Origin of the sequence: Streptomyces sp. NPDC088747, from assembly GCF_044751025.1 — a bacterium.
Lineage (GTDB): Bacteria > Actinomycetota > Actinomycetes > Streptomycetales > Streptomycetaceae > Streptomyces.
In genome coordinates this window covers 85,796-111,912 of record NZ_JBIVKZ010000023.1, presented here as the reverse complement: position 1 = coordinate 111,912, position 26,117 = coordinate 85,796, and the positions used below count along the sequence as shown (strand labels likewise).

Annotated in this window: 22 protein-coding genes; 15 read left to right on the top strand and 7 right to left on the bottom strand. The window is 71.3% G+C overall.

Features of this window, described 5'->3' with window-relative positions:
• Positions 1-47: 47 nt before the first annotated feature.
• From ACIP79_RS38160 to ACIP79_RS38140, 5 genes are all read left to right on the top strand, one after another.
• The gene (locus tag ACIP79_RS38160) at positions 48-800 is read left to right on the top strand and encodes an amino acid ABC transporter ATP-binding protein (RefSeq protein WP_401231562.1); all 753 of its coding nucleotides are present in this window, start codon (positions 48-50) and stop codon (positions 798-800) included.
• A gap of 60 nt (positions 801-860) precedes the next feature.
• Complete coding sequence (locus tag ACIP79_RS38155) at positions 861-1,838, top strand: ABC transporter substrate-binding protein (RefSeq protein ID WP_401231413.1); 978 nt, start codon at positions 861-863, stop codon at positions 1,836-1,838.
• Positions 1,839-2,009: 171 nt separating this feature from the next.
• Positions 2,010-3,089: an LLM class flavin-dependent oxidoreductase gene (locus tag ACIP79_RS38150; protein WP_401231411.1), complete on the top strand. Its 1,080-nt coding sequence runs from the start codon at positions 2,010-2,012 to the stop codon at positions 3,087-3,089.
• Positions 3,086-4,384: an NtaA/DmoA family FMN-dependent monooxygenase gene (locus ACIP79_RS38145; RefSeq protein WP_401231408.1), complete on the top strand. Its 1,299-nt coding sequence runs from the start codon at positions 3,086-3,088 to the stop codon at positions 4,382-4,384. The genes ACIP79_RS38150 and ACIP79_RS38145 overlap by 4 nt, the downstream gene beginning before the upstream one ends.
• A gap of 4 nt (positions 4,385-4,388) precedes the next feature.
• Complete coding sequence (locus ACIP79_RS38140) at positions 4,389-5,171, top strand: DUF1684 domain-containing protein (RefSeq protein WP_387186888.1); 783 nt, start codon at positions 4,389-4,391, stop codon at positions 5,169-5,171.
• Positions 5,172-5,245: 74 nt separating this feature from the next.
• On the opposite strand, the gene ACIP79_RS38135 is transcribed toward ACIP79_RS38140, so the two are convergent.
• The gene (locus tag ACIP79_RS38135) at positions 5,246-6,109 is read right to left on the bottom strand and encodes a hypothetical protein (protein WP_401231405.1); all 864 of its coding nucleotides are present in this window, start codon (positions 6,107-6,109) and stop codon (positions 5,246-5,248) included.
• 74 nt (positions 6,110-6,183) lie between these two features.
• A complete protein-coding gene (locus ACIP79_RS38130; protein WP_401231402.1) occupies positions 6,184-6,894 on the bottom strand; it encodes a GntR family transcriptional regulator in 711 nt (236 codons plus the stop codon).
• A gap of 232 nt (positions 6,895-7,126) precedes the next feature.
• Between ACIP79_RS38130 and ACIP79_RS38125 the strand changes: the two genes are divergently transcribed.
• From ACIP79_RS38125 to ACIP79_RS38110, 4 genes are all read left to right on the top strand, one after another.
• Positions 7,127-7,666, top strand: a complete 540-nt coding sequence (locus tag ACIP79_RS38125) for a YbhB/YbcL family Raf kinase inhibitor-like protein (RefSeq protein WP_401231399.1) — start codon at positions 7,127-7,129, stop codon at positions 7,664-7,666.
• 572 nt (positions 7,667-8,238) lie between these two features.
• Positions 8,239-9,141 carry a S1 family peptidase gene (locus ACIP79_RS38120; protein ID WP_401231398.1) on the top strand — a complete coding sequence of 301 codons (903 nt, stop codon included), beginning with the start codon at positions 8,239-8,241 and terminating at the stop codon, positions 9,139-9,141.
• Positions 9,142-9,320: 179 nt separating this feature from the next.
• Positions 9,321-10,265, top strand: a complete 945-nt coding sequence (locus ACIP79_RS38115) for a slipin family protein (protein WP_401231560.1) — start codon at positions 9,321-9,323, stop codon at positions 10,263-10,265.
• Positions 10,266-10,543: 278 nt separating this feature from the next.
• Entirely contained in the window at positions 10,544-11,626 is a 1,083-nt protein-coding gene (locus ACIP79_RS38110; protein WP_401231395.1) for a S1 family peptidase, read from the top strand.
• Positions 11,627-11,856: 230 nt separating this feature from the next.
• Here ACIP79_RS38110 and ACIP79_RS38105 read toward each other — a convergent pair whose 3' ends face one another.
• On the bottom strand, positions 11,857-12,900 hold the full coding sequence (locus ACIP79_RS38105; RefSeq protein ID WP_401231392.1) for a DUF3533 domain-containing protein: 1,044 nt from the start codon (positions 12,898-12,900) through the stop codon (positions 11,857-11,859).
• A 410-nt stretch (positions 12,901-13,310) separates the two neighbouring features.
• Between ACIP79_RS38105 and ACIP79_RS38100 the strand changes: the two genes are divergently transcribed.
• The 3 genes from ACIP79_RS38100 (at position 13,311) to ACIP79_RS38090 (ending at position 18,922) form a co-directional block, all read left to right on the top strand.
• Positions 13,311-16,793 carry a DNA polymerase III subunit alpha gene (locus ACIP79_RS38100; RefSeq protein ID WP_401231390.1) on the top strand — a complete coding sequence of 1,161 codons (3,483 nt, stop codon included), beginning with the start codon at positions 13,311-13,313 and terminating at the stop codon, positions 16,791-16,793.
• 89 nt (positions 16,794-16,882) lie between these two features.
• Complete coding sequence (locus ACIP79_RS38095) at positions 16,883-17,869, top strand: DNA polymerase thumb domain-containing protein (RefSeq protein WP_401231557.1); 987 nt, start codon at positions 16,883-16,885, stop codon at positions 17,867-17,869.
• A gap of 195 nt (positions 17,870-18,064) precedes the next feature.
• A complete protein-coding gene (locus ACIP79_RS38090) occupies positions 18,065-18,922 on the top strand; it encodes an esterase/lipase family protein (protein ID WP_401231388.1) in 858 nt (285 codons plus the stop codon).
• Positions 18,923-18,980: 58 nt separating this feature from the next.
• Here the strand turns inward: ACIP79_RS38090 and ACIP79_RS38085 are convergent, their stop codons facing one another.
• Complete coding sequence (locus ACIP79_RS38085) at positions 18,981-20,054, bottom strand: lytic polysaccharide monooxygenase (RefSeq protein WP_401231554.1); 1,074 nt, start codon at positions 20,052-20,054, stop codon at positions 18,981-18,983.
• A gap of 515 nt (positions 20,055-20,569) precedes the next feature.
• Between ACIP79_RS38085 and ACIP79_RS38080 the strand changes: the two genes are divergently transcribed.
• Positions 20,570-21,253, top strand: a complete 684-nt coding sequence (locus tag ACIP79_RS38080) for a class I SAM-dependent methyltransferase (protein ID WP_401231385.1) — start codon at positions 20,570-20,572, stop codon at positions 21,251-21,253.
• Positions 21,254-21,313: 60 nt separating this feature from the next.
• Here ACIP79_RS38080 and ACIP79_RS38075 read toward each other — a convergent pair whose 3' ends face one another.
• Together ACIP79_RS38075 and ACIP79_RS38070 are read right to left on the bottom strand one after the other, a co-directional pair.
• On the bottom strand, positions 21,314-21,823 hold the full coding sequence (locus ACIP79_RS38075; RefSeq protein WP_401231382.1) for a DUF402 domain-containing protein: 510 nt from the start codon (positions 21,821-21,823) through the stop codon (positions 21,314-21,316).
• Complete coding sequence (locus ACIP79_RS38070) at positions 21,804-22,733, bottom strand: GNAT family N-acetyltransferase (RefSeq protein ID WP_401231380.1); 930 nt, start codon at positions 22,731-22,733, stop codon at positions 21,804-21,806. Before ACIP79_RS38070 ends, ACIP79_RS38075 begins: the two co-directional genes overlap by 20 nt.
• A 71-nt stretch (positions 22,734-22,804) precedes the next feature.
• Between ACIP79_RS38070 and ACIP79_RS38065 the strand changes: the two genes are divergently transcribed.
• Complete coding sequence (locus tag ACIP79_RS38065; protein WP_401231377.1) at positions 22,805-23,173, top strand: GntR family transcriptional regulator; 369 nt, start codon at positions 22,805-22,807, stop codon at positions 23,171-23,173.
• 156 nt (positions 23,174-23,329) lie between these two features.
• Here the strand turns inward: ACIP79_RS38065 and ACIP79_RS38060 are convergent, their stop codons facing one another.
• Positions 23,330-24,424 carry a DUF5925 domain-containing protein gene (locus ACIP79_RS38060; protein WP_383684321.1) on the bottom strand — a complete coding sequence of 365 codons (1,095 nt, stop codon included), beginning with the start codon at positions 24,422-24,424 and terminating at the stop codon, positions 23,330-23,332.
• A 216-nt stretch (positions 24,425-24,640) separates the two neighbouring features.
• Between ACIP79_RS38060 and ACIP79_RS38055 the strand changes: the two genes are divergently transcribed.
• Positions 24,641-26,056 (top strand): xylan 1,4-beta-xylosidase, encoded by a 1,416-nt coding sequence (locus ACIP79_RS38055; RefSeq protein WP_401231374.1) that lies wholly within the window; start codon positions 24,641-24,643, stop codon positions 26,054-26,056.
• Positions 26,057-26,117 lie beyond the last annotated feature (61 nt).

The following is a 26,117-nucleotide window of genomic DNA, read 5'->3' as shown; positions in this document are numbered from 1 at the left end:
GCGCCACGGTCACGAAGGACGAGGGCACCCAGGACCGGACGGGACCGATGGTCGACATCAAGTCCGTCCACAAGAGCTTCGGTTCGCTGGAGGTGCTCAAGGGTGTCGACCTGGAGGTGCGCACCGGCGAGGTGACCGTCATCCTCGGCCCGTCCGGATCCGGCAAGTCGACGCTGCTGCGCACCATCAACCATCTGGAGAAGGTCGACCAGGGCTGGATCAGCGTCGACGGCACGCTCGTCGGCTACCGGCGCTCCGGGGACAAGCTCTACGAACTGCGCGAGCGCGAGATCCTCAGGCAGCGCACCCGGATCGGCTTCGTCTTCCAGAACTTCAACCTCTTCCCGCACCTCACCGTGCTGGACAACATCGTCGAGGCACCCGTCTCCGCGCTGAAGCGGCCGCGCAGGGACGCCGTGGAGGCCGCGGGCAGACTGCTCGACCGGGTGGGTCTCTCCGACAAGGCGGACGCCTACCCCAAGCAGTTGTCCGGCGGTCAGCAGCAGCGCGTCGCGATCGCCCGTGCGCTGGCCCTGGAGCCGAAGCTGCTGCTCTTCGACGAGCCGACCTCCGCGCTCGACCCCGAACTGGTCGGCGAGGTCCTCGACGTCATCAAGGACCTGGCCCACCAGGGCACCACGATGATCGTGGTCACGCACGAGATCGGCTTCGCCCGCGAGGTGGCCGACACCGTCGTCTTCATGGACGACGGCCGCGTGGTCGAGCAGGGCGCCCCCGGTGACGTACTCGACAAGCCACGGCACGAGCGGACCCGGGCGTTTCTCTCCAAGGTCCTGTGACGAGCCCTCAGTTCCTTCTCGACTCATCAGTAAACCCCTGCAAACCCAAGGAGTTCGCCCATGTTGTCCCGACGTACCTTCGCAGTCTCGGTTGCCGCCCTCGTCACCGCACCGCTGCTCAGCGCCTGCGGCGGTGACAGTGACGCGGCGACCGGGACGGGCGGTTCGGACACCAAGAAGGTCGGCAGCATCAACATCGGCCCCGACCAGAACCGGGTCCGCGGCAAGAAGGTCGACGAGATCGCCGCGCTCGTGCCGGCGGCCATCGCCGAGCGCGGCACGCTGAAGCTCGGCCAGAGCGCCGACGCCTCGCCGCCACTCGGGTTCTACGCGACCGACGACAGAACCCGGATCGGCTCGGAGATCGACCTCGCGACGCTCGTCGCGGACACCCTCGGACTCAAGCTCGACAACGAGGAGGTGTCCTGGGAGAACCTCTTCGTCGGGCTGGACAGCGGCAAGTTCGACGCCGTGTTCTCCAACGTCACCGTCACCGAGGAGCGCAAGGAGAAGTACGACTTCGCGACCTACCGCCTCGACAACATCTCCTTCGAGGCGAAGAAGGGCGGGGACTGGGCGGTCAAGGAACCCAAGGACGTCGCGGGCAGGACCATCGCCGTCTCCTCCGGCACCAACCAGGAGAAGATCCTCGTCGACTGGAGCAAGCAGAACGAGGACGCCGGGCTGGAGCCCGTGGACATCAAGTACTTCCAGAAGGACACGGACTACTACCTGGCGCTCCAGTCGGGACGTATCGACGCCTACCTCGGCCCGAGCCCGTCGGCCGTCTACCACGTCGCGTCCGCCGGCCAGACCGAGATCGTCGGCACGCTCTCCGGGGCCGGCGACGAGCTCCAGGGCAAGATCGCCGCCACCACGAAGAAGGACAGCGGGCTCGTGGACGCCTACGCCGCCGCCATCGACCACGTGATCGAGAACGGCACCTACGCCGAGGTGCTCAAGCGCTGGGGGCTGTCGACCGAGGCCGTCGAGAAGTCCGAGATCAACCCGCCCGGTCTGCCGAAGACCCAGTCGTAGTGCACTCCGGTCTGCCGTAGACCGGGTCGTAGTCCATCCACTCCGGTCTCCCCAAGGCCCGGTCGTAGTCCGCTCCGGTCCGCCCAAGACCCAGTCGTAGTCCACCCGGGTCCGGCGGGTTCCGCACGGGTTCCGCCGGACCCCAGTTCCTCGCTGAGAGGTCCACCCAAGATGACCGCACCGAACGGCCGGGCGCTTCTGCACCTGGCCGCCGCCCTCGACCAACCGGCGGCGTACGACGCCGCCTCCCACGTGGAGTTGGCGCGGCTCGCCGAGCGCGGGGCACTCGACTTCGTGACGCTCGGCGACACCTTCGCGCGCCCGGGACCCGACGCGCTCGCCGTCCTCGCACGGGTCGCGCCCCTCACCCGCCGGGTCGGTCTGGTGCCGACCGTGACCACCACACACACCGAGCCCTTCCACGTCCAGGCGGCCGTGGCCACCCTCGACTGGGTCAGCCGCGGCCGGGCCGGCTGGCGGATCGACGTGTCGACGTCCGAGGGCGAGGCGCGGCTGTTTGGCCGCCGGCACGCCGCGACCGCCGACGCGCTGTGGCGCGAGGCCGGCGAAGTCGCCGACGTGGCCGCCCGGTTGTGGGACAGCTGGCAGGACGACGCCGAGATACGCGACGAGGAGACCGGGCGCTTCATCGACCGGGACAGGCTGCACCACGTCGACTTCGAGGGCCCGACCTTCTCGGTGAAGGGCCCCTCGATCGTGCCGCGCCCTCCGCAGGGCCACCCGGTCCGGGTCGTCGACGCCACCGAGAGCCACGCCCGGCAGACCGCGGCCCGGTACGCCGACGTGGTGATCGTGCGGGTCGCGGGCCCGGCGCAGGCCCGAGCCCTGCGGGCCGAACTGCGGGACGGCGCCGCGCGGTTCGGGCGGAACCCGGACGAGCTGCGGGTCCTCGCCGGACTCACCGTCGACCTCGGCGACGGCGAGCACGCGGCCGAGCCCGGCCACGGCGGCGGCGGACCCCGGCAGACCGCGCGGGGCCCGCTGTACCGGGGCGGGCCCGTGGACCTCGCCGACCTGATCGCCTCCTGGCACCAGGCCAACGCAGCCGACGGCTTCCACCTCACGCCCGTCGAACCGCACCGTGACCTGGAGCGGCTCGTCAACGGAACGGTGGCGCTGCTCCAACACCGAGGTCTCTTCCGCACCTTCTACCCGGGCAGCACGCTCCGGGACCACCTCGGGCTCGCCCGGCCCGCCAACCAGTACGCCGTGACAGGGGGAACGTCATGACCGTACGCAAGCGACTGCATCTCGCCGCGCACTTTCCCGGCGTCAACAGCACCACCGTATGGGCCGATCCGCGGTCCGGGTCCCAGATCGACTTCTCCTCCTTCGAGCATCTCGCGCGCACCGCCGAGCGCGGTCTCTTCGACTTCTTCTTCCTCGCGGAGGGGCTGCGGCTGCGCGAGCACCGGGGGCGGATCCACGACCTGGACGTGGTGGGGCGGCCCGAGTCGATCACCGTGCTCAACGCGCTCGCGGCCGTCACCGAACGGCTCGGGCTCGCCGCCACGGTCAACGCGACCTTCAACGAGCCGTACGAACTCGCCCGCAGGCTGGCCACGTTGGACCACCTCAGCGGCGGCCGGGCCGCCTGGAACGTGGTGACCTCCTCGGACGCCTTCACCGGCGAGAACTTCCGGCGCGGCGGCTATCTCGACCGTGCCGAACGCTATGCGCGCGCCGCCGAATTCGTCGCCACCGCGCGGGAGTTGTGGGACTCCTGGACGCCGGAGGGGCAGCCACGCCCCTTCGCGCACCGGGGGCGGCACTTCGACATCGCGGGCGAGTTCGCCGTACCGCGCTCGCCGCAGGGGCACCCCGTCGTCATCCAGGCAGGGGACTCGCCGGAGGGCCGCGAGTTCGCCGCGTCCGCCGCCGACGTCGTCTTCACCCGGCACGGCACGCTGGAGGCGGGCCGCGAGTTCTACGCCGACGTGAAGGGGCGGCTCGCGCGGTACGGCAGGGCGCCCGAGGACCTGAAGATCATGCCCGGGGTCACCGTCGTGCTCGGCGACACCGCCGCCGAGGCCCAGGAACGGGCCGCCGAGATCCGCCGGCTGCAGGTCTCGCCGCGGAACGCGATCCTCGCGCTGGAGCAGGTATGGGGCGTCGACCTCTCCTCGTACGACCCCGACGGCCCCCTTCCGGACATCGACCCGGAGCCCGGATCGACCCTGGTCCAGGGGCGGGTGAAGGTCGGCGACCCCTTCGCGGTCGCCGAGAGATGGCGGGCGCTGTCGCGCGAGAAGGGGCTGTCGATCCGGCAGACCGTGATCGAGGCGAGTGGCCGGCAGTCCTTCGTCGGCACCCCGCAGGCCGTCGCCGCCGAGCTCGACGAGTTCGTGACGCGGGACGCCGCCGACGGCTTCATCCTCGTACCCCATCTGACCCCCGGCGGCCTCGACGAGTTCGTGGACCGGGTGGTGCCGCTGCTCCAGGAGCGCGGCGCGTTCCGTACGGAATACCCGGGCACGACGCTGCGCTCACACCTCGGGTTGCCGGATCCGGTGTGGAAAGGTTGATCACATGACGACGGACGCACCCGAGGACTGGAAGCACTGGCACGAGCACCGCACCGCGACGGTGTCGGCGCCCTACGGACCGCTCGCGCTCACGGGCACCCACTGGATCGAGGACTTTCCGGAGGGACAGCTTCCGGGTATCCCGGGACGGTGGGCCGCCGAGGCCGACGCGGTCCTGCTGACGGCGACGGCCGAGGACGGTCTCACCGTCGACGGGAAGCCCTTCACCGGCGAGATCACGCTCGGCGCCGACCTCGGCCCGGCGGACGGGGCCCGGGTCGGGCACGGCGAGCGCAGGTTCGTGGTGCTGGTGCGGGAGGGGATCTGGGGCGTGCGCGACTTCGACCCCAACTCGCCGGGGCGGCAGGCGTTCAAGGGCATCGAGGCGACCGAGTACGATCCGCGCTGGTCGGTGCCGGGGCACTTCACGCCGTACGGCGAGAGCCGCACCGTGCGGGTCGAGAACGCGGACGGGCGGGCGCGCGGGCTGGGACTAGGCGGAGTGCTCGCCTTCACCCTCGACGGGCAGGACCTCACGCTCCAGGTGTCGGTGGAGAGCGACGGCACGCTCTGGGCCGTGTTCGCCGACTCCACGAGCGGGGACAGCAGCCACCGTTTCCGCTTCCTGCGGCCGGCGGCGCCCGACGCCGAGGGGCGTACGACGGTGGACTTCAACCGCGCCCTGCTCCCGCCGTGCGCCTTCGCGGACCACTTCATCTGCCCGTTCCCGCCGCCCGGGAACACCCTGGGCACGCCGATCGCGGCGGGGGAGCGGAACCTGCTCTGAGCGGTCCGACGCGGTCGGTCGGAACCAGGGCGTGCGCGTACGAGGGCACCGGGCTCCCGGCCCGGCCCCGGCCCTCAGCCCTTGCCGAAGTGCACCGCGGGGAAGGCCCCCGCTGCTCGGAGGGTTGCGGAGAAGCCGCCGGCCAGTTCTGTGAGGCGTGCGGTGGCGGCCGGGCCGAGGTGGTCGTAGGGGGCGGCGTCGAGGCGGTCGGTGAGCACCTCGGCCTCGCCGCGCAGGTCTGTGCCCGCGTGCGTGAGGTTGCCTCCCTCGTCCAGCAGGCCGCGCTCGCGCAACCGGTCCCGGGCGGCGTCCCACTGCTGCGTGGACCACCCGCGGGTCCGCGTGAACAGGGCCGAGGTCGGTGCCGTGCCGGTGGCGTTGTGCAGGACCAGCGCCTCGATGCCGGACAGGCCGGCGATCGCCAGGGCGGCGAGGTGACCGTCACCCCGGTGTTCGCGCAGCAGTGTCGCGGCGTGCCACAGGGCCAGATGCGGTTCTTCGGGTACGGGGAGGTCGGCGTTGGCGGCGTACAGCGGCCGTGCTTCTCGGCGGCAGGCTTCGGTGGCGTGCAGGGCCAGTTCGGCCGCCTCGGTCATTTCCGTGGAGATGAGGGCCTCCTTCCCGAGCAGCCGCCGGAGCGTTCGGTCCGCGGCGTGCAGGCGTGCCGTGAGCACCGCCTCCGGTGTGGTGATGGTCCACACCGCGGGGATGTACCGCCGCACATGCTCGTGGTTGAAGTTGTAGAACGTCGCCGTGACGGTGCCCGCGTCAACGGCCCCGAGCGGTGCGGCGCGGCTCGCGAGGTAGACCATGGCTCCGTGCTCCAGTCCCAGTGCCGCGAGTTCCTCCCGCGGCTCCGGCGCGAAGTACACGGATGCGTGCAGAGGGCTGACGGCGTTGTGGCAGTGGCGGCCCGTGCTCGCCTCGAAGGTGGTCATGCTGTGGCTCCGGTTCCGGTGATCAGGTGTCTTGGTTGTGCGGTCAGGTTGTGCGGCCAGGCAGGCAGGGCGCGTCAGGGTTCGTCCGTGGGTTCGGGGTGGGGGCAGTCGGTCAGTCCGGCCGCGGTCTGGGTGAGGTGCTGGGTCAGGACCTGGACCGCGGTGTCGGCGTCGCGGGCGAGGGCCGCCTCCTCCAGTCGGCGGTGCTCCAGGGCGCCGTCCCGGTCGGGGTTGCGGTGCGCCGACCAGCGGCGGGCCAGCTCGCTCGCGGTCCACATCCGGTCGAAGGTCTCCAGCAGGACGAGGTTGCCGCACCCCTCCAGCAGTGTGCGGTGGAAGAGGCGGTGGGCTTCGGCCCATGCGCTGCTGTAGTGCTCCCCCTCCTCCGGTAGGTAGGCCGGGGTGCGGGTCAGACGGTGGTGGGCGGCTCGTACGCGGGCTTCCCAGTCGACGTCGCCGCGTTCGACGGACATGCGCAGCATGGCCGGTTCGACGGTCCGGCGGGCCTCCGCGATCTCCTGCCAGCGGCGGTCGGAGAAGGCCGGGACGGCGAAGCCGCGGTTGGGCAGCCGGTCGGCGAGGCCCTCGCCGACCACCCGCACGAGCGCCTCGCGCACGACGGCCAGGCTCACGCCCTGCTCTTTCGCGAGGTCCTGGGGTTTGAGGGCGTCACCGGGGGCGTGGTCCCCGCGCATGATCGCCTCTCGCAGATGTGTGTAGACCTGCTCGGAGAGCATCTGCTTCCCCGCCGAGGGTGAGGTCGAGGGATGAGGTGTCTGGGTCATGCTTACACAATAGACGATTAGACAGATAATCGATTATCGGTGTTATGGTCGATCTCGGTGGTGAACGGAAGCGCGGCAGCACTGCCTTCCGGTGCCGCCCCGGACGGATCTCCGTCGGCCGCGTCACCACCACCCCACAGCGCATCTGAAACAGCGCGCCTGAAACAGCACGCATGGATCAGCGCACATCGATCAGCACACGTGGAACAGCCCACCTGAAAGGCACGGCACCATGAGCTCCAACGACCCCTTCGCCCGTCTCCCCGAGGCGGCCTCTTTCACCGTTGTCAGCGCCACCGTCACCGACGGCACCGGCTGGCCGATCGAGCAGTACTCCGGCCTCTCCGGCGTTCCCGGCGGGAAGGACGTCTCCCCGCAGTTGTCCTGGAGCGGCGCCCCGGAAGGCACCAGGAGCTACGCGGTCACGGTCTACGACCCCGACGCCCCGACCGGGTCCGGGTTCTGGCACTGGGCGGTCGCCGACATCCCCGCCACCGTCACCGAGTTGCCCGAAGGTGCCGGCGACGACACCGGCTCGGGTCTGCCCGAGGGCGCCTTCCAACTGCCCAACGACGCCCGCGCGGCCCGCTTCATCGGCGCCGCCCCGCCGGCCGGACATGGCCCGCACCGCTACTTCACCGTGGTGCACGCCCTCGACGTCGACACCATCGGCGTCCCCGCCGACGCCACCCCCGCCGCTCTCGGCTTCACCATGGCCGGCCACATCCTCGGCCGCGCGATCCTGACCGCCACCGCGGAGACCCCCGCCTGACGAACGGCCACGCGACCCGCGCCGAGCGCAACCGAGCCCTCCGCCTGAGCCTCCGCCGAGTGGGGGGGCTCAGGCGGGCGTGGATATCCGCGCGGGTCGAGGCGTCCACCTCGGTGCGCATTCTCTAGGCCGTCCTGTCGAAGGCGGAGAACTCCGGCGGCTCCAGCCGGCTTCCGGACACGCGTTCGCGGGTCCGGACCGTATCTCCCTGTGAGACTGCTGTGTTCATGACAGGAATTCGCCAATCTCGGCCACTGTCCGGCGCGCCGGGTGGTGAGGCCCGGTGTATGTGTCAGTCATCGGCGATCAACGCGGTGACATGGTCGGAGCCTGTCAACACGCGTAGCTCGGGGGTGCGGCGGACGCAAGATCAACCCCCTTCCGCTGTCGCTCAGTTGAACCCTGCATGACCGAAAGGGGCCCTTGCGAACAGTGGCCGCGCCGCCGAATACTCCCCCACAGCGCTTGTCAGGAGCACGGCTTGTCCGGAATCCGGACGGGGGTGTCTCTGGCTGCGCCTCACGGGCCCCGACCCCACGCGGGCCCCCGACATCCCCATCGGAGGGACGAACGTGAGGATCAAGCGCACCACCCCCCGCAGCGGTATCGCGAGACGGACCCGGCTGATCGCCGTCACCACCGGACTCGTGGCCGCAGCTGCTGTCACCATCCCCACCTCGAGCGCGAGCGGCGCCGAGCCCTTCAGCGCGTCCGAGCTGAAGAGCGCCAGCTCCTCGGTGCTCAAGGCCGATGTCCCCGGCACCGCCTGGGCGGTCGACGCGAAGACCAACAAGGTCCTCGTCACCATCGACAGCACCGTCTCCGCGGCGGAGATCGCGGAGATCAAGCAGACCGCGGGCGGCAACGCCGGCGCCCTTGAGATCAAGCGCACCCCCGGCAAGATCAACAAGCTGATCCAGGGCGGCGACGCCATCTACGCGACCAGCTGGCGCTGCTCCCTCGGGTTCAACGTCCGCAGCGGTTCCACGTACTACTTCCTGACCGCCGGTCACTGCACCGACGGCGCGGGCACCTGGTACTCCAACTCCGGTCGCACGACGGTCCTCGGCCCGACCGCCGGCTCCAGCTTCCCGACCAACGACTACGGTCTGGTGCGCTACACCAACACCACCATCGCCAAGGCGGGCACCGCCGGCGGCGTGGACATCACCAGCGCGGGCACCCCGTCCGTGGGCACCACGGTCTACCGTGACGGCTCCACTACCGGCACGCACAGCGGCCGGGTCACGGCCCTCAACGCGACCGTCAACTACGGTGGCGGCGACGTCGTCTACGGCATGATCCAGACCACGGTCTGCGCCGAGCCCGGCGACTCCGGTGGTTCGCTCTACTCCAACAGCGGTATCGCCTACGGTCTGACCTCGGGTGGCAGTGGCAACTGCTCCTCCGGTGGCACGACCTTCTTCCAGCCGGTCGTCGAGGCCCTGAACGCCTACGGCGTCAGCGTCTTCTAGGACCGGCCCGCACCACCGAACCCCCCACGGCACCACCGGACCCCCCACGCACCATCTGTGGCCAGCAGCAGACGAGCCCCCGCACGCAACTGCCGTGCGGGGGCTCGCCCTTGCTCGGGTGACGGAGCTACCTTCGACATACATGCCTGATGCGCCCACTTCGGACCCTGGGGGCCGTAATGGTGGAGGAGCTGGTGGCGGCGGGAGTCTCCGTCGCGTCGGTGGGGCTGGTCTACGTGATGGCCGGGGCCCGTGTCGTCAAACAGTACGAACGGGGCGTGGTGCTGCGGCTCGGCAGGCTGCGAACCTCGGTGCGCGGCCCCGGGTTCACGATGATCGTGCCCTTCGTGGACAAGCTGCGTAAGGTCAACATGCAGATCGTGACGATGCCGGTGCCCGCGCAGGACGGCATCACCCGGGACAACGTCACGGTCCGGGTGGACGCGGTCATCTACTTCAAGGTGATCGACGCCGCGGAGGCGGTCATCCAGGTCGAGGACTACCAGTTCGCGGTCTCGCAGATGGCGCAGACCTCGCTCCGCTCGATCATCGGCAAGAGCGACCTTGACGATCTGCTGTCCAACCGCGAAAAGCTCAACCAGGGGCTGGAGTTGATGATCGACAGCCCGGCGGTCGGCTGGGGTGTGCAGATCGACCGGGTCGAGATCAAGGACGTGTCCCTGCCCGAGACGATGAAGCGGTCGATGGCCCGGCAGGCGGAGGCCGACCGCGAACGCCGGGCCCGGGTCATCAACGCGGACGCGGAACTCCAGGCGTCCAAGAAGCTGGCCGAGGCCGCCGGGGTGATGTCCGAACAGCCCGCGGCACTCCAACTCCGCCTGCTCCAGACCGTGGTGGCGGTCGCCGCCGAGAAGAACTCCACCCTCGTCCTGCCCTTCCCGGTGGAACTGCTGCGATTCCTGGAGCGCGCACAGCAGGGGGCCCCGCCGCCCTCCCAGCCTCAGCCCCAGCCCTCGCCGCCCCGATCTTCGCCGCCCTCGCCGGTCTCCTCGCCGTCCTCCCCGCCGGTCTCCTCGTCCCAGCAATCGGTGCGGGAGCAACTCCCGTCCGCCGCGGCCCCGGTGGAACCGGACAGCGGAGAGTCGAAAACAAGACAGGACTAGACCTCACAGGCTGCACAAAGGGTGCTCGCGCTGTGTGTTTGCACTGCGAACCAAGGTGGTGTGACCACGCACAGCCAAGATGCGGGGGGCGTACGCCCCTTGGCGTGCGCGAGTCCTGAAGTCGACCTTGTGTGTCCCCTGTCAGCCTCGCAATAGTGGGCGTCGAACATTGGCATGGACGCGGCTATTTGCTGTGTGCCGGGCCCGTGTCCATACGCCTTCCGGCCGGTGAGGTCCCCACAACCTCTCCGGTCGATCCCCCCACAGGAGGACGTGACTTGAAGCACCGACGTATACCCAGGCGGCGTGTCGCCATCGCGGGTGCGGGCATCACCGCACTGGTCGCCGCGGGCGTGACCTTCCAGACTGCGAACGCGAGCGAGACCCCGAAGACCCCCGCCCCGCAAACGCTTTCACTCGCGGCGGCCGGAAAGCTCGCCTCGGCCCTGGGCGAGACTCTCGGCGCCGACGCGGCGGGAACGTACTACGACGCGAAGGCCGGACAACTCGTCGTCAACGTGCTCGACGAAGCCGCCGCCAAGTCCGCCCAGACGGCCGGGGCCCGCGCCAGAATCGTCGAGAACTCCCTCGCCGAGCTGACGGGCGCCCGCGCGACGCTCAAGAAGGACGCGACCATCCCCGGCACCTCGTGGGCGACCGACCCCGAGAGCAACAAGGTCGTCGTCACCGCGGACCGCACGGTCTCCAAGGCCGAGCTGGCCGAGCTGACCCAGGTCGTCGACGGACTCGGCTCCAAGGCCGAACTCAAGCGGACGAAGGGGGAGTTCAAACCCTTCATCGCAGGTGGCGACGCCATCACCGGCGGCGGCGGTCGCTGCTCGCTCGGCTTCAACGTGGTCAAGGGCGGCGAGCCGTACTTCATCACCGCCGGGCACTGCACCGAGTCGATCACCAGCTGGTCGGACTCGGGCGGCACCGTGATCGGGGAGAACGAGCAGTCCAGCTTCCCCGACAACGACTACGGCCTGGTCAAGTACACCGCCGATGTCGACCACCCGAGCGAGGTCGACCTCTACAACGGTTCCGCGCAGGCCATCACCCAGGCGGGCGACGCCACCGTCGGCCAGGCGGTGACCCGCAGCGGTTCCACGACCCAGGTGCACAGCGGCACGGTCACCGGTCTGGACGCCACCGTGAACTACGGCAACGGCGACATCGTCAACGGACTCATCCAGACCGACGTCTGCGCCGAGCCCGGTGACAGCGGTGGCTCGCTCTTCTCGGGCTCCACCGCGATCGGTCTCACCTCCGGCGGCAGCGGCGACTGCACCTCGGGCGGAGAAACGTTCTTCCAGCCGGTCACCGAGGCGCTCTCGGCCTTCGGGGCGGACATCGGCTGACCGTCTCGTCGCGAACACGGAGTCCCGTCCCCTGCAGGTTAGGGGCGGGACTCTCGTGTGAGTGGGGGGCGGGTGGGTTTCTGGGGGCGGGACTCTCGTACGGGTGAGGGCGGGCGGTTCCTGGGACCGGCTTCTCTTGGTGCGGGTGAGGGCAGGCGGGTTCCTGGGACCGGCCCCTCTGGTGCGGGTGAGGGGCGGTAGGTGTCTGTCCGGATGGGAGTCGAGTTCCCTCAAGCCTCGACCCGCTCCGGGGCACGGTTCGAGCGGAGGGTCGCCGCGAGGAGTGTCACCGCGCTTCCCACCACCGCCCACGCCGAGAGCACCAGCAGTGAGCCGGTCAGGTCGTTGCCCTTGAAGTACGCGATCGAGCGGGCCGCCCAGGTGCCCGCGCCCGGCGGCAGGGCCGGGCCGATCGCCTTCCAGAAGGGCGGCAGCATCGGCAGCGGGAAGGCGCCGCCCGCGCTCGGGTTGCCCGCGATCACCACCAGCAGGATGGCCAGGCCGATGCCGACGATCCCGAAGACGCCCTGGAGGGCGAGCGTGGCGGCGCCGACCGCGAAGGTGATCAGGGCGCCGAGACCCCAGAGGGCGCAGACGCCGCCCGGCAGGGCGCCCAGCACCGGCCCGACGATGACGGCGCCGCCGAGCCCGCCGGTGATCGCGACCAGGGCCATCACGACGAGCCGGATCACCGCGCGTCTCGGGTTCGCGGGCCGCGCGCCGGAGCTGATCGCCAGGATCGACGCGGCGAGGTAGCCGCCCACGCACCAGCCCACGACCAGGTAGAAGGACGAGAGCCCGTCGAAGTCCCGGGCGGAGGCCGGGGCCACGTCGACGGTCCTCACCGTGCGCCGCTCGGCCTTCTCGACCGTGCTGATGAGCGTCTCCAGCGAGGTGGCGAGGACGGTGCCGCCGCCGGAGGCGACCAGGAGCGTGTCGGTGGTCCCCGCCGGGTCGATCACCATGGCGCCGTCGATCTCCCGGTTCAGGATCCGCTCACGTGCCGTGGCCTCGTCGGCGATCGCGCGCGGGTCCAGCGGCTCGCCCGGGATCCGCGCCAGCCGGGTCACCGTCTGCTCGGCCGCCGCCCGCGGCGCGACGACCCCGAAGGGCACGTCCTTGGGCTTCGGGTCGTGCAGCGCGCCCACGTAGGAGGCGATGAAGAGCAGCTGGAGGGCGATCACGCCGATGACCAGCAGTGTGGCCCGCGGGGTGACCGCTTCCCTGACCTCGCCGAGGAAGGACCTGCCTGCTGCGGGAGCTGTCTGCGTCATGCCTTCACGGTCGAGGCCGGCCGGTGTTCGCGCAGGTGGGGCGGGGCCGAACGGATGCCCCGGCCCGTTCGGCCCGGATGCCCCCAGCTCGTTCGGCCCGGATGCCGCCGGATCGAACGGGCCGGCGACGGGACCAGGGCCGGCGTCCTCGCCGCGTGACCAAGCTCATCGTGACGGACGTACGGACGTGATGCGCGGGGCGTCGGACCCCAACTGCGCCGTCGGGTCGTGGAGCTGACGGAGAGGCAGCCTTTTCGGCCACCGTTGTCGGCCCTCCAGATACGTTCACGCGTTCGATTAAGGTCGCTGACCGGGGCTGATGGGGCTAGGGTAATCGAACGAGCGTACGATAGACGTATCGGATGTATCGGACGCATGGCTGAAATGGGGCGGAGGGACGGAGGTGTGGCATGGCGGGCTTCACTCATCTGCATGTCGCGTCCGGTTACTCCGCCCGCTACGGCGCCGCCCACCCCGAGCAGCTCGCCCGGCGGGCGGCCGAGCGCGGCGCGACGGCGCTCGCGCTCACCGACCGGGACACGGTCACGGGCGCCGTGCGGTTCGCGCGGGCCTGTGCGAAGGAGGGGGTCCGGCCGGTCTTCGGTATCGACCTGGCGGTGGAGGCCCTGGCGCCCCCGCCGCCCGCCCAGCGGCGCCGCACCCCCGCGCGCGGAGGCGCGCACGTCGTCGAGCCGCCCCTGCGGTTCGTGCTGCTCGCGCGGGACCGTGCGGGCTGGGCGCGGCTGTGCCGCATCACGTCGGCCGCCCATGTGGGTGCCGTGTCCGGTACGCCGCCGGTGGTGCCGTGGGAGGCGCTGCGCGAGTACGGCGGTCCCGGTCTGGTCGTGCTGCTCGGGCCGCTCTCGGAGCCCGTGCGGGCGCTGGCGGCGGGCCGGGAGGACGTCGCGGTGAAGCTGCTGGCGCCGTGGCGGGAGGTCTTCGGGGAGGGTGTTCGATTGGAAGCCGTTGCGCAGAAACGTTTTGGCACAGGTCCCGGCTCCCTGCGGCTGGCCGCCCGCACGCTCGCCCTGGCCGACCGCACCGGGACGACCGCCGTGCTCTCCAACGCCGTCCGCTACGCCGACCCCGACCAGCACCGGCTGGCCGACGTGCTGGACGCGGCCCGGCTGCTGCGACCGATCGACCGGCGCCGCCTGGACAGCGGGCAGCGCTGGCTCAAGGGCGAGGGAGCGATGGCGGACCACGCGCGGCTGATCGCCGAATGCGCGGGAGCGGGTCCCGCACGGGCGGCCCGTCTGCTGGCGGACACCGCGGCCACCGCGGCCGCGTGCACCGTCGATCCCCGGGCCGACCTCGGGCTCGGCACTCCGCACCTCCCGGAGCCGGCACTGTTCGGCGCCGCTCCGGAAGCGGGCGGTGCGGCCCGGCTGCTACGGCTGAGATGCGAGGACGGCCTCGTCCGGCGCGGCCTCGACCGCGACCGGGCGGCGCTCGAACGGCTGGAGGAGGAACTCGACGTCATCTCCCACTGGAACTACGACGCGTACTTCCTCGCCATCGGCCAGGTCGTCGCCGACATCCGGGCCAAGGGCATCAGGGTCGCCGCCCGCGGCTCCGGCGCCGGCTCGCTGGTCTGCCACGCGCTGGACATCGCCACCGCCAACCCCCTCGACCACAGCCTCCTGTTCGAACGGTTCCTGAGCAAGCGCCGCGAATCGCTGCCCGACATCGACATCGACGTGGAGTCCGCCCGCCGCCTGGAGTGCTACGACACGATCTTCGAACGCTTCGGCAAGGAGCGGGTGGCGGTCACCGCGATGCCCGAGACCTACCGGGCGCGCCGGGCGCTGCGGGACACCGGCCTCGCGCTCGGGATCGCGCCGGCGGACGTGGACCGGATCGCCAAGAGCTTCCCGCACCTGCGTGCCTCGGACATCACGAGCGCGCTCGCCGAACTGCCCGAACTGCGGCAACTGGCCGCCGAGGCGGGCCGCTACGGGCCGCTGTGGGAGCTGGCCGAGGGCCTCGACTCCCTGGTCCACGGCATGGCCATGCACCCCTGCGGTGTGGTCATCAGCGACGCGACCCTCCTGGACCGGCTGCCGGTGCAGCCCACCCCGCAGGGCGACTACCCCATGGCGATGGCCGCGAAGGAGGAGATCGAGGCGCTGGGCAACATCAAGCTCGACGTCCTGGGCGTGCGGATGCAGTCCGCGATGGCCCACGCCGTCACCGAGATCGAACGCATCACCGGCGACCGCATCGACCTGGACGATCCCGAACAGGTGCCGCTCGACGACGTCTTCGCCTTCAAGCTCATCCAGGAGAGCCAGACGCTGGGCCTGTTCCAGCTCGAATCGCCAGGCCAGCAGGACCTGCTGTCCCGCCTGCAGCCCCGGGACCCGCAGGACGTGATCGCCGACATCAGCCTCTTCCGTCCCGGGCCGGTGGCCGGCGGTATGCCCGAGCGGTACATCGCCGCCCGGCACGGCGGCACCCCGGTCTACGCCCACCCGCACCTTGAGCCGGTGCTCGCCGACACCTACGGCGTGACCATCTGGCACGAGCAGATCATCGACACGCTGCACGTGATGACCGGCTGCGACCGGGCGATGGCCGAGATCGCCCGGCGCGCGCTCGGCGACAAGAACCGGTTGCCGAGGATCAGGGACTGGTTCCACGGCCTGGCCGCCGCGCGCGGTTACGACGCGGCGGTGCGGGAGGAGGTCTGGAGAACCGTCGAGGCCTTCGGCGCGTACGGCTTCTGCCGCGCCCACGCGGTCGCCTTCGCCGTACCCGCCCTGCAGAGCGCCTGGCTCAAGGCGCACCATCCGGCGTTCCTGCTGGCAGGCCTCCTCGAACACGATCCCGGCATGTGGCCCAAGCGCGTCCTGGTCTCCGACGCCCGTCGGCGTGGCGTGCCGGTTCTGTCCGTCGACATCAACCGCTCGAAGGTGAGGCACACGGTGGAGAAGGCCGACGGAGAGCAGTGGGGCGTACGGCTGGCGCTGTTGGCGGTGCACGGCATCAGCGAGGAGGAGAGCGCGCGGATCGAGGAGAGCCAGCCGTACGGATCGCTGTCGGACTTCTGGCAGCGGGCGCGTCCCAGCAGGCCGGTCGCCGAGCGGCTGGCGGAGATCGGTGCGCTCGGCTGCCTGCACGACGGGCGCCTCACCCGACGTGATCTGCTGCTCCAGATCGCCGAGTTGCACCGGCAGTCCCGGGGCCGGTCCGCGGGATCGGGTCAACTGCCCATTGACGCCGGGGCCGTTGGGGGAGCGGAACCAAGTGGGCTTCCGGAGATGACCGGACGGGAGGCGCTCAGCGCCGAGTTGGGCACCCTGGGTATCGACGTCTCCAGGCACCTGATGGAGCATCACCACCGGCTGCTGCGGGAGATCGGCGCGACCGACTCGGCGCATCTGGCCGGGCTGCGCGCCGGTCAGCAGGTGCTGGTCGCCGGTGTACGGGCGTCCACGCAGACCCCGCCGATCGCCAGCGGCAAGCGGGTCATCTTCGTCACCCTGGAGGACGGCTCGGGCCTGGTCGACCTGGCCTTCTTCGAGGACTCCCATCCGGCGTGCGCGCACACCGTGTTCCACAGCGGGCTGCTCCTGGTGCGCGGCACGGTCCAGGTGCGCGGTACCCGCCGTACCGTCGTCGGCACCATGGCCTGGGACCTGGACGAGATCGCCGCGGCCCGCCGTGACAACGGTCCCGAGGCCGCCCTCGCCCTCCTCGGCGAGAGCCGGCCGCACCCGACCCCCGCCCAGCCGGTTCCGGGACGGCCGCACCCGGCCCAGCCGCAGCGCACCCTGGCCAACGGCACCACCGGCGCCCGTCTGCACCCGTACGCCGACCTCCAGCCCGCCGGCACCCGCTCGGCCGACCTGAAGAAGTTCGGTCACCGCAGCCCGGGGAGTGCGGGGTGAACGGGGTGAACGGGGTGAACGGTGCCCACGGGGCGGCGTCGACGGCGTCGCGGCAGCGGTATATCGCCCATCTCCATCTGCACGCGGCGATGGGGGATGCGTGGGAGGCTCAGTACGATGACGTAATCGAACTGATGTCTGGTGTCACGCCTCATGTGCAGGCTGTTCCGCCCAACGCCGTCCAGCTCGATCTGACGTCGGCGCTCAGGTACTTCGACCTGTCTCCCTACGACATGGTCCAGACGGCGATGATGCGGCTGAAGCTGTTCTACGGCATCGACAGCAGTGCCGGTCTCGCGAACAACCGCATGCTGGCGGCGATGGCGGCCGACGCGTCCGCGCCGGGCGGGACCACCTGGATCCGCGACGGGCAGGCTCCCGACTGGCTCCGCCCCCGCCCGGTCACGGCGCTGCCGGGGATCGGCCGGACGGCGGCGGACACGCTCAGCAGGTACGGGCTGCACACCATCGGCCAGGTCGCCGACCTGTCCGCGGCGACCCTGCAACGGCTGCTCGGCGCCCGCTCGGCCCGGCTGCTGGCCGAGCGCGCCCGCGGGCACGACCCCCGCCCGGTCGTACCGTCGGAACCGGCGGCGCACCTGGTGGCCGACCTCGTACTCGAACGGGACTGCCTCGACCCGGCGCAGCAGCACCGGGCCGTCCTGGGGCTCGCCGACCGGATCGGCGGGCGGCTGCGCGGCGAAGGCCGGACCGCCGGCCGGCTCACCCTCACCGTGCGGTACGCCGACCGTACTTCCAGTACGCGGACGCGCACGCTGCCGGAGCCCACCAACCACTCACCCGCTCTCGCCGCGGTCGCGCTGGGCCAGTTGGCCGCCCTGGGGCTGCAACGGGCTCGAGTCCGCGCCTTCGCCGTACGCGCCGAAGACCTGCTGCCGGCCGACACCGCCTACCGTCAGCTCTCGCTGGATCCGGGCGACGCCCGCGCCCGTGCCGCCGAGGCCGCCGCCGACCGGGCCCGCCGCCGCTTCGGCCCGGAGGCCGTACGGCCGGCCGCGCTGGCGGACGACCGGCACTCCGGGAGCCAGGCCCTGACGGCGGGCCGACCCCTGTAGGCCCTGTCGGGCAAGCCTGGTGGCAGGTCGTCAGGGGTGTCACCACAGTTTCTGGGCGCCACTTGAGTCTTTACTGACGCGTAACTTCACACTTGGGCTACTCGCCCGTAACTTGAAGGGTGAACAGCATCCTCGTGATCCGGATCACAGGGCGTACACCGTCGTAACTCCCTTGAGCCGCAAGGAGATCACTCGATGCTGCCCTGGAAGCGCCTGCTCAGACCCCTGACCGCGCTCCTGCTCACCGCCACGGTCGTCCTCGTCCCCGCCGCCACCGCCGAGGCCGCCGCGCCGAGCGCAGGCTGGAACAACTACTCCTGCAAGCCCTCCGCCGCACACCCCCGACCCGTCGTCCTCGTGCACGGCACCTTCGCCAACTCCGTGGACAACTGGCTGGCCCTCGCGCCCTATCTGGTGAACCGGGGCTACTGCGTCTACTCCCTCGACTACGGGCAACTGCCCGGCGTCCCGCTCGTCCACGGGCTCGGCCCGATCGAGAAGTCGGCCGGGCAACTCCAGGGCTTCGTCGACACGGTGCTCGCCGCGACCGGCTCCGCCGAGGCCGACCTCGTGGGCCATTCGCAGGGCGGCATGATGCCCCGCTACTACCTCAAGTTCCTCGGCGGAGCCGCCAAGGTGAACGCCCTCGTGGGCATCGCGCCCGACAACCACGGCACCACCCTCCTCGGACTCACCAAACTGCTGCCGTACTTCCCCGGTGCCGAGGGCCTGATCTCCACCGCCACCCCGGCGCTCGCCGACCAGATCGCCGGATCCCCGTTCCTGACCAAGCTCAACGCGGGCGGCGACACCGTCCCGGGCGTCCGCTACACGGTCATCGCCACCAGGTACGACGAGGTGGTAACGCCGTACCGCTCACAGTTCCTCACCGGACCCGACGTCAGGAACGTCCTGTTGCAGGATCTGTGCGCCGTCGACCTGTCCGAGCACGTGGCGATCGGTCTGCTCGACCGCATCGCCTTCCACGAGGTGGCGAACGCGCTCGACCCGGCGCACGCCACCGCCACCACCTGCGCGTCCGTGATCGGCTGAGCACACGGCCGGGGTCTGTCCGGCCTGAGCCGCCGGACAGACCCCGGAGTCCGCACGATCAGCGGCCGTGGCGTCCGCCGGTCACCGCACGGCGGCGGACCGAGGCGAACAGCGCCGCGGCGCCGAGTGCCAGGGCGGCGGCACCGCCGACCGCGACGTACGTGGTGCTGCTGTCGCCGCCGGTCTCGGCGAGGTTCTCCGAGGCGCCTGCCGCCTGGGCCTGGTTGGCCGTCGTGGCCGCCTCCGTCTCCGCGGACTCCGGTTCCGTGGCGGTCGCGGTGGGCTCCGCGGACGTACTGGCGTCGTTGTCGCCGTGGCCGTGGTGCTCGACCGTCGACTTGTCGGCGCCGGCCTCGATCTGCTCCTCGGAGGGCGCGGAGGCGGTCGGCGCGGGGGCCGGGGAGGAGCTGCTCGTCGTACCGCCGCCGGTGCCCGTGCCGCTGTCGGTGCCCGTGCCGCCGGTGGAGCCGCTGTCGGCGGGAGTGCCGCCGGTGCTGCCGCCGTAGGTGATGTCCGAGCAGGAGTAGAAGGCCTCCGGGCTGTCCGAGCGCTGCCAGACCGCGTACAGCAACTGCTTGCCGGAGCGCTGCGGGAGAGTGCCGGAGAACGTGTAGAAGCCGCCCGACGCGGTCGGGTCGGTGGCCGTCGCGACCGGGTCCTGCAGATCCAGGTCGTCCCAGGCCAGCGGCTGCGACGGGTCGTAACCGGCCTTGGTGACATAGACCTTGAAGGTGCCCTTGTGCGGCGCGGTCACCCGGTACTTGAACGTGTACGATCCGCTGCTCACGCTCGTGGACGGCCAGTCGGCACGGGCCAGGTCCAGGCCCTTGAACTCGTCGCTGTTCGCGCTGCACAACCTGCCGTCCGGGATCAGCGCCTGGTGCTGCCCGTTGGCGTCACCGATGCGTATGCCGTTCCAGTCGTAGAGCGCCTGTGTGCCGCCCGCGGCGACAACTGCCTTGCAGGCGGCCGACTTGGGGCTCTCCGGACCCTCCGCGTAGCACTGGGAGACCCGGCTGACCGGGTCTCCCATCGTGCCGTGCGCGGCGGCCGGTACGGCGGCGAGCGCGGTCAGGGCGAGCGGGGCGACACCGGCGACGGCGATCGCGGCGGCCTTGCGGCGGGTGGACAGGGCGGCGGTCATGGGGGAACTCCTCGAAACGGTCCCGGATGCGTGGGCTGATCCCGTGGGGGGTGATCAGCAAACTAGCCCGGGGAAACCGTCAAGTCGCCTGCTGGAGGCGGGAGATGGAGATCCTTATGGCCGCGTTAAGGAAGCGCTGAGGCTGCGATCAGGTAGCCGGTGTCCGGTGCCGTGACGGCGGGGCGGGCGCCGCCCGCCGGAGGTCGTCCCGTGGCCGCCGCGCGGGGCCGCTCACCCGTCCGGCCACCACGTGCGGTGGATGTCCTTTCGGACTTCCGGACGCTCGACCGGGCGCTCGTCGGATTCGTCCCGCACACGGCGGGAGTCCGACTTCCTCAAGGGCTTCTGCACGGTTACACGGCGCATGGCGGCCTCCTTGCGTCTACCCGTTCCCTTTGTGGTACCCAGGTAGACCGTTTCGGGGAGAGTTCCTCATCGATCCTGTTCTGTCTGTGGTGCCGGTCACGATTCGACTGTCAGTGGTGGGTGTCACCCTGAAGCGCATGATGAGTAACAACGACATGAATCCGGTGATTCCAGCGACCGAAGTCGACTGGGACGCCGAGTCCGCCCATTTCGACGAGGAGCCGGACCACGGGCTGCGCGACCCCGCCGTACGGGAAGCCTGGGCGGCCCGGTTGCGGGCCTGGCTGCCGCGGCGGGCCGGAGACGTCCTCGACCTGGGCTGCGGCACCGGCAGCCTGTCACTCCTCGCGTCCGAAGCGGGACACCACGTCACGGGCGTCGACCTCTCGCCGGGCATGATCGGCCTCGCCCGCGCCAAACTCGCCGGACGTGACGCGGTGTTCCTCCTCGGTGACGCGGCGATACCGCCCGTCGGCGAGCAGCGGTTCGATGTGCTGCTGGGCCGCCATGTGCTGTGGGCGCTGCCCGATCCCGGCCGCGCCCTGCGGCACTGGTGCGGACTGCTGCGCCCCGGAGGGCGGCTGGTCCTCGTCGAAGGGGTGTGGGGCACGGCGAGCCCGGTCGGCATCTCCGCCGACCGGCTCACCGCCCTGCTGGAGCCCCTCGCGGCGGACATCCGGGTCGAGCGGTTGTCCGACGATCCGCTGCTGTGGGGGCGGGAGGTGGCGGACGAGCGGTACGCGGTGGTGGCCACCGACATCCGGGCGGCGGCGGACATCCGGGCGGCGGCGGACGGCAAGGCGAGCGGGTCCGCCGGGTGAGCACGCCCTCTTACATGAGCAGGTTCTCACGTGAGCAGGTTCTCGCGTGAGCAGGTTCTCTTACGTGAGCAGGTCCTCGAAGTCACCGCTGCGGGCGAGGAGTTCGAGTTCGTCCAGGGCGTTCTCGGCGGCGGCCGCCGCCACCGGATCCGTCGTCGCCAGACCGCTCGCCGCGAACTCGTCCTCGTCGAGGCGGAGTACGGCCGTGCCGTCGCCGGAGAGCCACAGGTCCAGGTCGAGATCCTCCACGACGAGCTCGGTGGCGGAGACCGTCGCCGGGCGGGTGATGTCGCAGTACCAGCCCTTCAGTACGCCCTCGGCGTCGCGGACCTCCTTCACCGCGTACCAGCGGTCCCGCCAGTAGTACTCGGTGAAGACGTCACCCGGCTCGAAGCGTACGAAGCCGAAGTCGCGGACGCCCTCGCCGGCCCACGGGGCGCGTACGGTGACGCGGTCGCCGTCGTCGGCGAGCAATTCGGCGGGGTAGCGGATCTTTGTGCGGCCCGCCTTGACGAGGACGATCTCCAGCCCGGCGAACGGGGCGGGGGATTCAGGGGAGTTCGCGGACATGACGTACCTCCGTGGCGCAGATCTCGTAGCCCAGCCACTTGTTGATCGCGATCATCGGGCCGTTGCCCGAGTCGTTGCCCGTGAACGCCTCCGTGAGGCCGGCGGCGCGGGCGCGGTGCAGGGAGTCGGTCTTGGCGAGCTTGGCCAGGCCGCGGCCCCGGTGGGCTCGGGCGGTGCCCGTCATCACCGTGCCGTAGCGGGTGCCGCCGTCCGTGCGGACCGCGCTGAACGCGGCGGGGCGACCGTCGACGACCGCGACCGACGTCAGGTCCGGACTGAACAGCGGGTGGTTCCAGGTCTCCTGGAGCCAGGCCCCGTAGTCCGTGAACTCCTGTGCCACGTCGCTGGGTTCGTCCGCCATGGTCTCCGCGTCGAGCGCGAACAGGGGGCGCGGGTCGGTGGCGTAGTCGGAGCCCGTGCGGAGTTCGACGTCCGGGGGGAGCGGAGGGCGGGGCGGCAGGGTGGCGGTGGCCAGGTCCAGGCGGAGGAAGTGCGCGGAGCGGCCGGCGTGGTAGCCGTGCTTCTCGGCGAAGGCGCGGTTGCCGGGGGAGTCCAGGACCCACGCGAAGAGCTTCCTGGCGCCGAGGGCCGCGAGGTGCTCCTCGGCGGCGCGCACCAGGAGCGAACCCGCGCCCTCGCGGAGGCGGTTCGGGGCGACGTACACGTTGAGGTAGCCCTGGCCCGGGTCCGGGCTGTCGTGCACGATGCCGACCTGGGCCGTGCCGATCGGTTCGCCGTCCCGCTCGGCGAGCAGGGGGCGGTAGTGCGCCCCGGGGTGCGCGTGCGTGACGTCGTACCCGACGGATTCGGGGGTGTGCAGCATGAAGGGGAGCGCGAGGGCGCGTACTCGGGCGAAGCCCTCGGCGTCCCGCCGGTCGTCGGGGCGGACGGCGCGCACGATCACTGTCATGACGGCTCACGCTACGCGGGGGCCGTGTCCGGGTGCCTCTCATTTTCCGCCGGGTGCGGGACAATCACTCCGTGACGCTGAAGATCCACATCGATGAGGGGGCCGCGCCCTACGAGCAGGTGCGCGCCCAGATCTCCGAGCAGGCCCGCTCCGGCGCGCTGCCGGTCGGCTACCGGCTGCCCACCGTACGGGGGTTGGCCGACTCGCTCGGCCTCGCGCCCAACACGGTCGCCAAGGCGTACCGGGCGCTGGAGGCGGACGGGGTGATCGAGACGCGGGGCCGCAACGGGACGCTCGTCGCCGCGGCCGGCTCCGCCGCGGAGCGCGAGGCCGCGACCGCCGCCCAGGCCTACGCCGAGCGCGTACGGCGCCTCGGGCTCACGGAGTCCGCGGCGACGGACGCGGTACGGGATGCCCTGCGGGCGGCTTACGGGGGGTAGGGGCGCGGGTACGCCGGGGGCGCTCCTGGGGTGCACTCGGGGTGCCTGGCAGGGACAACTGACCCCGGGTACAGGCGCCGGGACAACCGCCCCCGGGGCAGCGGGGAACGGGGTGTCGGGTGCTGCCGTGCCCGGATCCCGGCTCGCCCGGGGCGGTTACAGGTACAGCCCCGCGTCCGCACCCTCCCGGGGGTCCGGTACCTGGGTGGGGGACGTGCCTCGGCGGAGGGCGTACAGCTCGGCGAGGGTGGCGCCCTCGCGGGGGATGCCTTCTTCCGTGCCGAGCCAGTTCGTGGCCTCGCGGCGGGTGAGGGGGCCCACCTCGATACGGGCGAGGCAGCGGCCGGGGCGGACGACCGCGGGGTGGAGGCGTTCGAGGTCCTCGTTGGTGGTGACGCCGACGAGGACGTTGCGGCCCTGGCCGAGCAGACCGTCGGTGAGATTGAGCAGGCGCGACAGAGCCTGACCCGCCGTGTGCTTGGCCTCGCCGCGGATCAGCTCGTCGCAGTCCTCCAGCAGGAGCAGCCGCCAACGGCCCTTGCCCGTGCCGTCCTCCTCGCCGATCGCGATGTCCATCAGATAGCCCACGTCGGAGAAGAGCCGCTCGGGATCCAGGACGCAGTCCACCTGGCACCAGTCGCGCCAGGAACGGGCGAGCGTACGCAGGGCGGAGGTCTTGCCCGTCCCGGGCGGCCCGTGGAGCAGCAGCAGCCGGCCCGCGATGTCCTCCGGCGTCGTCTTCATCAGGCGGTCCATCGCGTCCGCCACCGGCGTGGTGTAGTTCGGCCGCACCTCGTCCCAGGTGCCGGCCGAGATCTGCCGGGTGGTGCGGTGCGGACCGCGGCGCGGCGACACGTACCAGAACCCCATCGTCACGTTCTCCGGCTGGGGTTCGGGCTCGTCGGTCGCGCCGTCCGTGGCCTGCCCGAGGACCTTCTCCGCCAGCTCGGTGCTGGTCGCGGTGACCGTCACATCGGCGCCGCGGTTCCAGCGGGAGACCAGCAGGGTCCAGCCGTCGCCCTCGGCGAGCGTCGCGCTGCGGTCGTCGTCGCGGGCCGAGCGCAGCACACGCGCGCCCTGCGGCAGCAGCGTCGCCCCGGACCGTACGCGGTCGATGTTCACCGCGTGCGAGTGAGGCTGCTCGCCCGTCGCGAAGCGGCCGAGGAACAGCGCGTCGATGACGTCCGACGGCGAGTCGCTGTCATCGACGTTGAGCCGGATCGGCAGTGCGTCGTGCGGGTTGGCAGACATGTCGCCATGATCTGTCACCGAGGGAACCTGTGCACGGCATTTCCGCCGCCAGGTCCGGGTGTCCCCCGCGAGGGGCTCCAGCTCAACCGGCGTTCGACCGGCTGTCCGAGCGGCAGCCGCCCGCCCGCGGCGGACACGGCCACCGCGGAAGGGCACGGAGGCGCGGTCATCCGGAACCTGTCACACCGCCGATCCGCACAGTTACTGTTGCCCTTGATGGGACGTCATGGGTGGAATTCGGGGGCACGGCGGTGGCAGCTCACCGCGGTGCTCGGGGTGGGAGCGGCCGCTCTCGCCCTGCTGGTGACGCTGCTGCACACCCTGCCGGGCGACGGCGCGGGCACCGCGGGCACCACTCGCGACGGCGACAAGGTGCACGGCACGCCCGCCGTCCCGGCGAAGGCCGCGGAGCCCGAGGTCGGCTGGGGCTTCACACACACCCAGTTCAGCGCCGACGAGGGCGAGGCCGCGGCCACCGGGCGCGTGAAGGGGCGGCTCGCGGAACGACCGCTGCCGCAGATCCAGCACATCATGGGCTGGGGAGCCGGCAACCCCGAACCGGCCAAGGGGCGTTACGACTTCGTCGAGATGGACCGCCGTATCGACTTCGTGCGGGAGTCGGGCGGCACTCCGGTCGTCACCCTGTGCTGCTCCCCGGACTGGATGAAGGGCGGTGACTCCGGCGACACCGACTGGAGCCAGGCCGCCCTGGAGACCGCCCCGGACCGCGCCCACTACGACGACTTCGCCGCGCTCGCCGCGACCGTCGCCAAACGCTACCCGGACGTACGGCACTTCATCGTCTGGAACGAGTTCAAGGGCTTCTGGAACGACGAGAAGGCGCGTTGGGACTACGAGGGTTACACCGAGCTTTACAACCTGGTCTACAAGGCGTTGAAGAAGGTCGACGAGGACATCATGGTCGGCGGGCCGTATCTCGTCATGGACAGTCTCGACCCGCGCCAGAAGCACGACGCCTCGCCGACGGTGAAGGGCACCTGGGGCACCATGGACCAGCGTGTCCTCGACGCCTTCGAGTACTGGAACGAGCACCGGGTGGGCGCGGACTTCGTCGTCGTGGACGGCTCCAGCTACACCAGGGACGACGACCTGCTGCCCGACGAGTTCGCGGCCACCGACAAGTTCACGGCCGTCGGCGAGTGGGTGCGCGAGCGGACGGGTGACCTGCCGCTGTGGTGGGCGGAGTACTACGTCGAACCGGCCGACGGCGACGACGAGCGCGAGGGCTGGTCCGAGACCCGTCGCGTCGCCGTGCACGCCGCCGGTCTGATCGCGATGGCCCGCGGCGGCGCGACCTCCGGCTTCTACTGGAACCCGGAGAAGGAGAACGGCCCCGACTGCGCCGGCTGCCTGTGGACGCCGGTCGACCGCGCCGACGGTGGCGCGGCGCTGCCGATGTACGGCCTACTGTCCCGGTTCAGCGCCGAGTTCCCGCCGGGGACCGCCTACGCCCAGGTGCCCGTCGCCGCCGCCGACAGGTCCCGTGTCCGTCTCCTCGCCACGGGCACGACCGCCCTCGTGGTCAACACGCTGGACCGCTCGATCAGCGCACGGATCGACGGCAGGCGGGTCGAGTTGAACGCGTACGAGGTGAAGTGGCTACGACGCTGAGCCACTTCACCTGATGAGGGCTCGCCAGGCACGCCGTGCCTGCCGCCTCACCCCCGCCCCC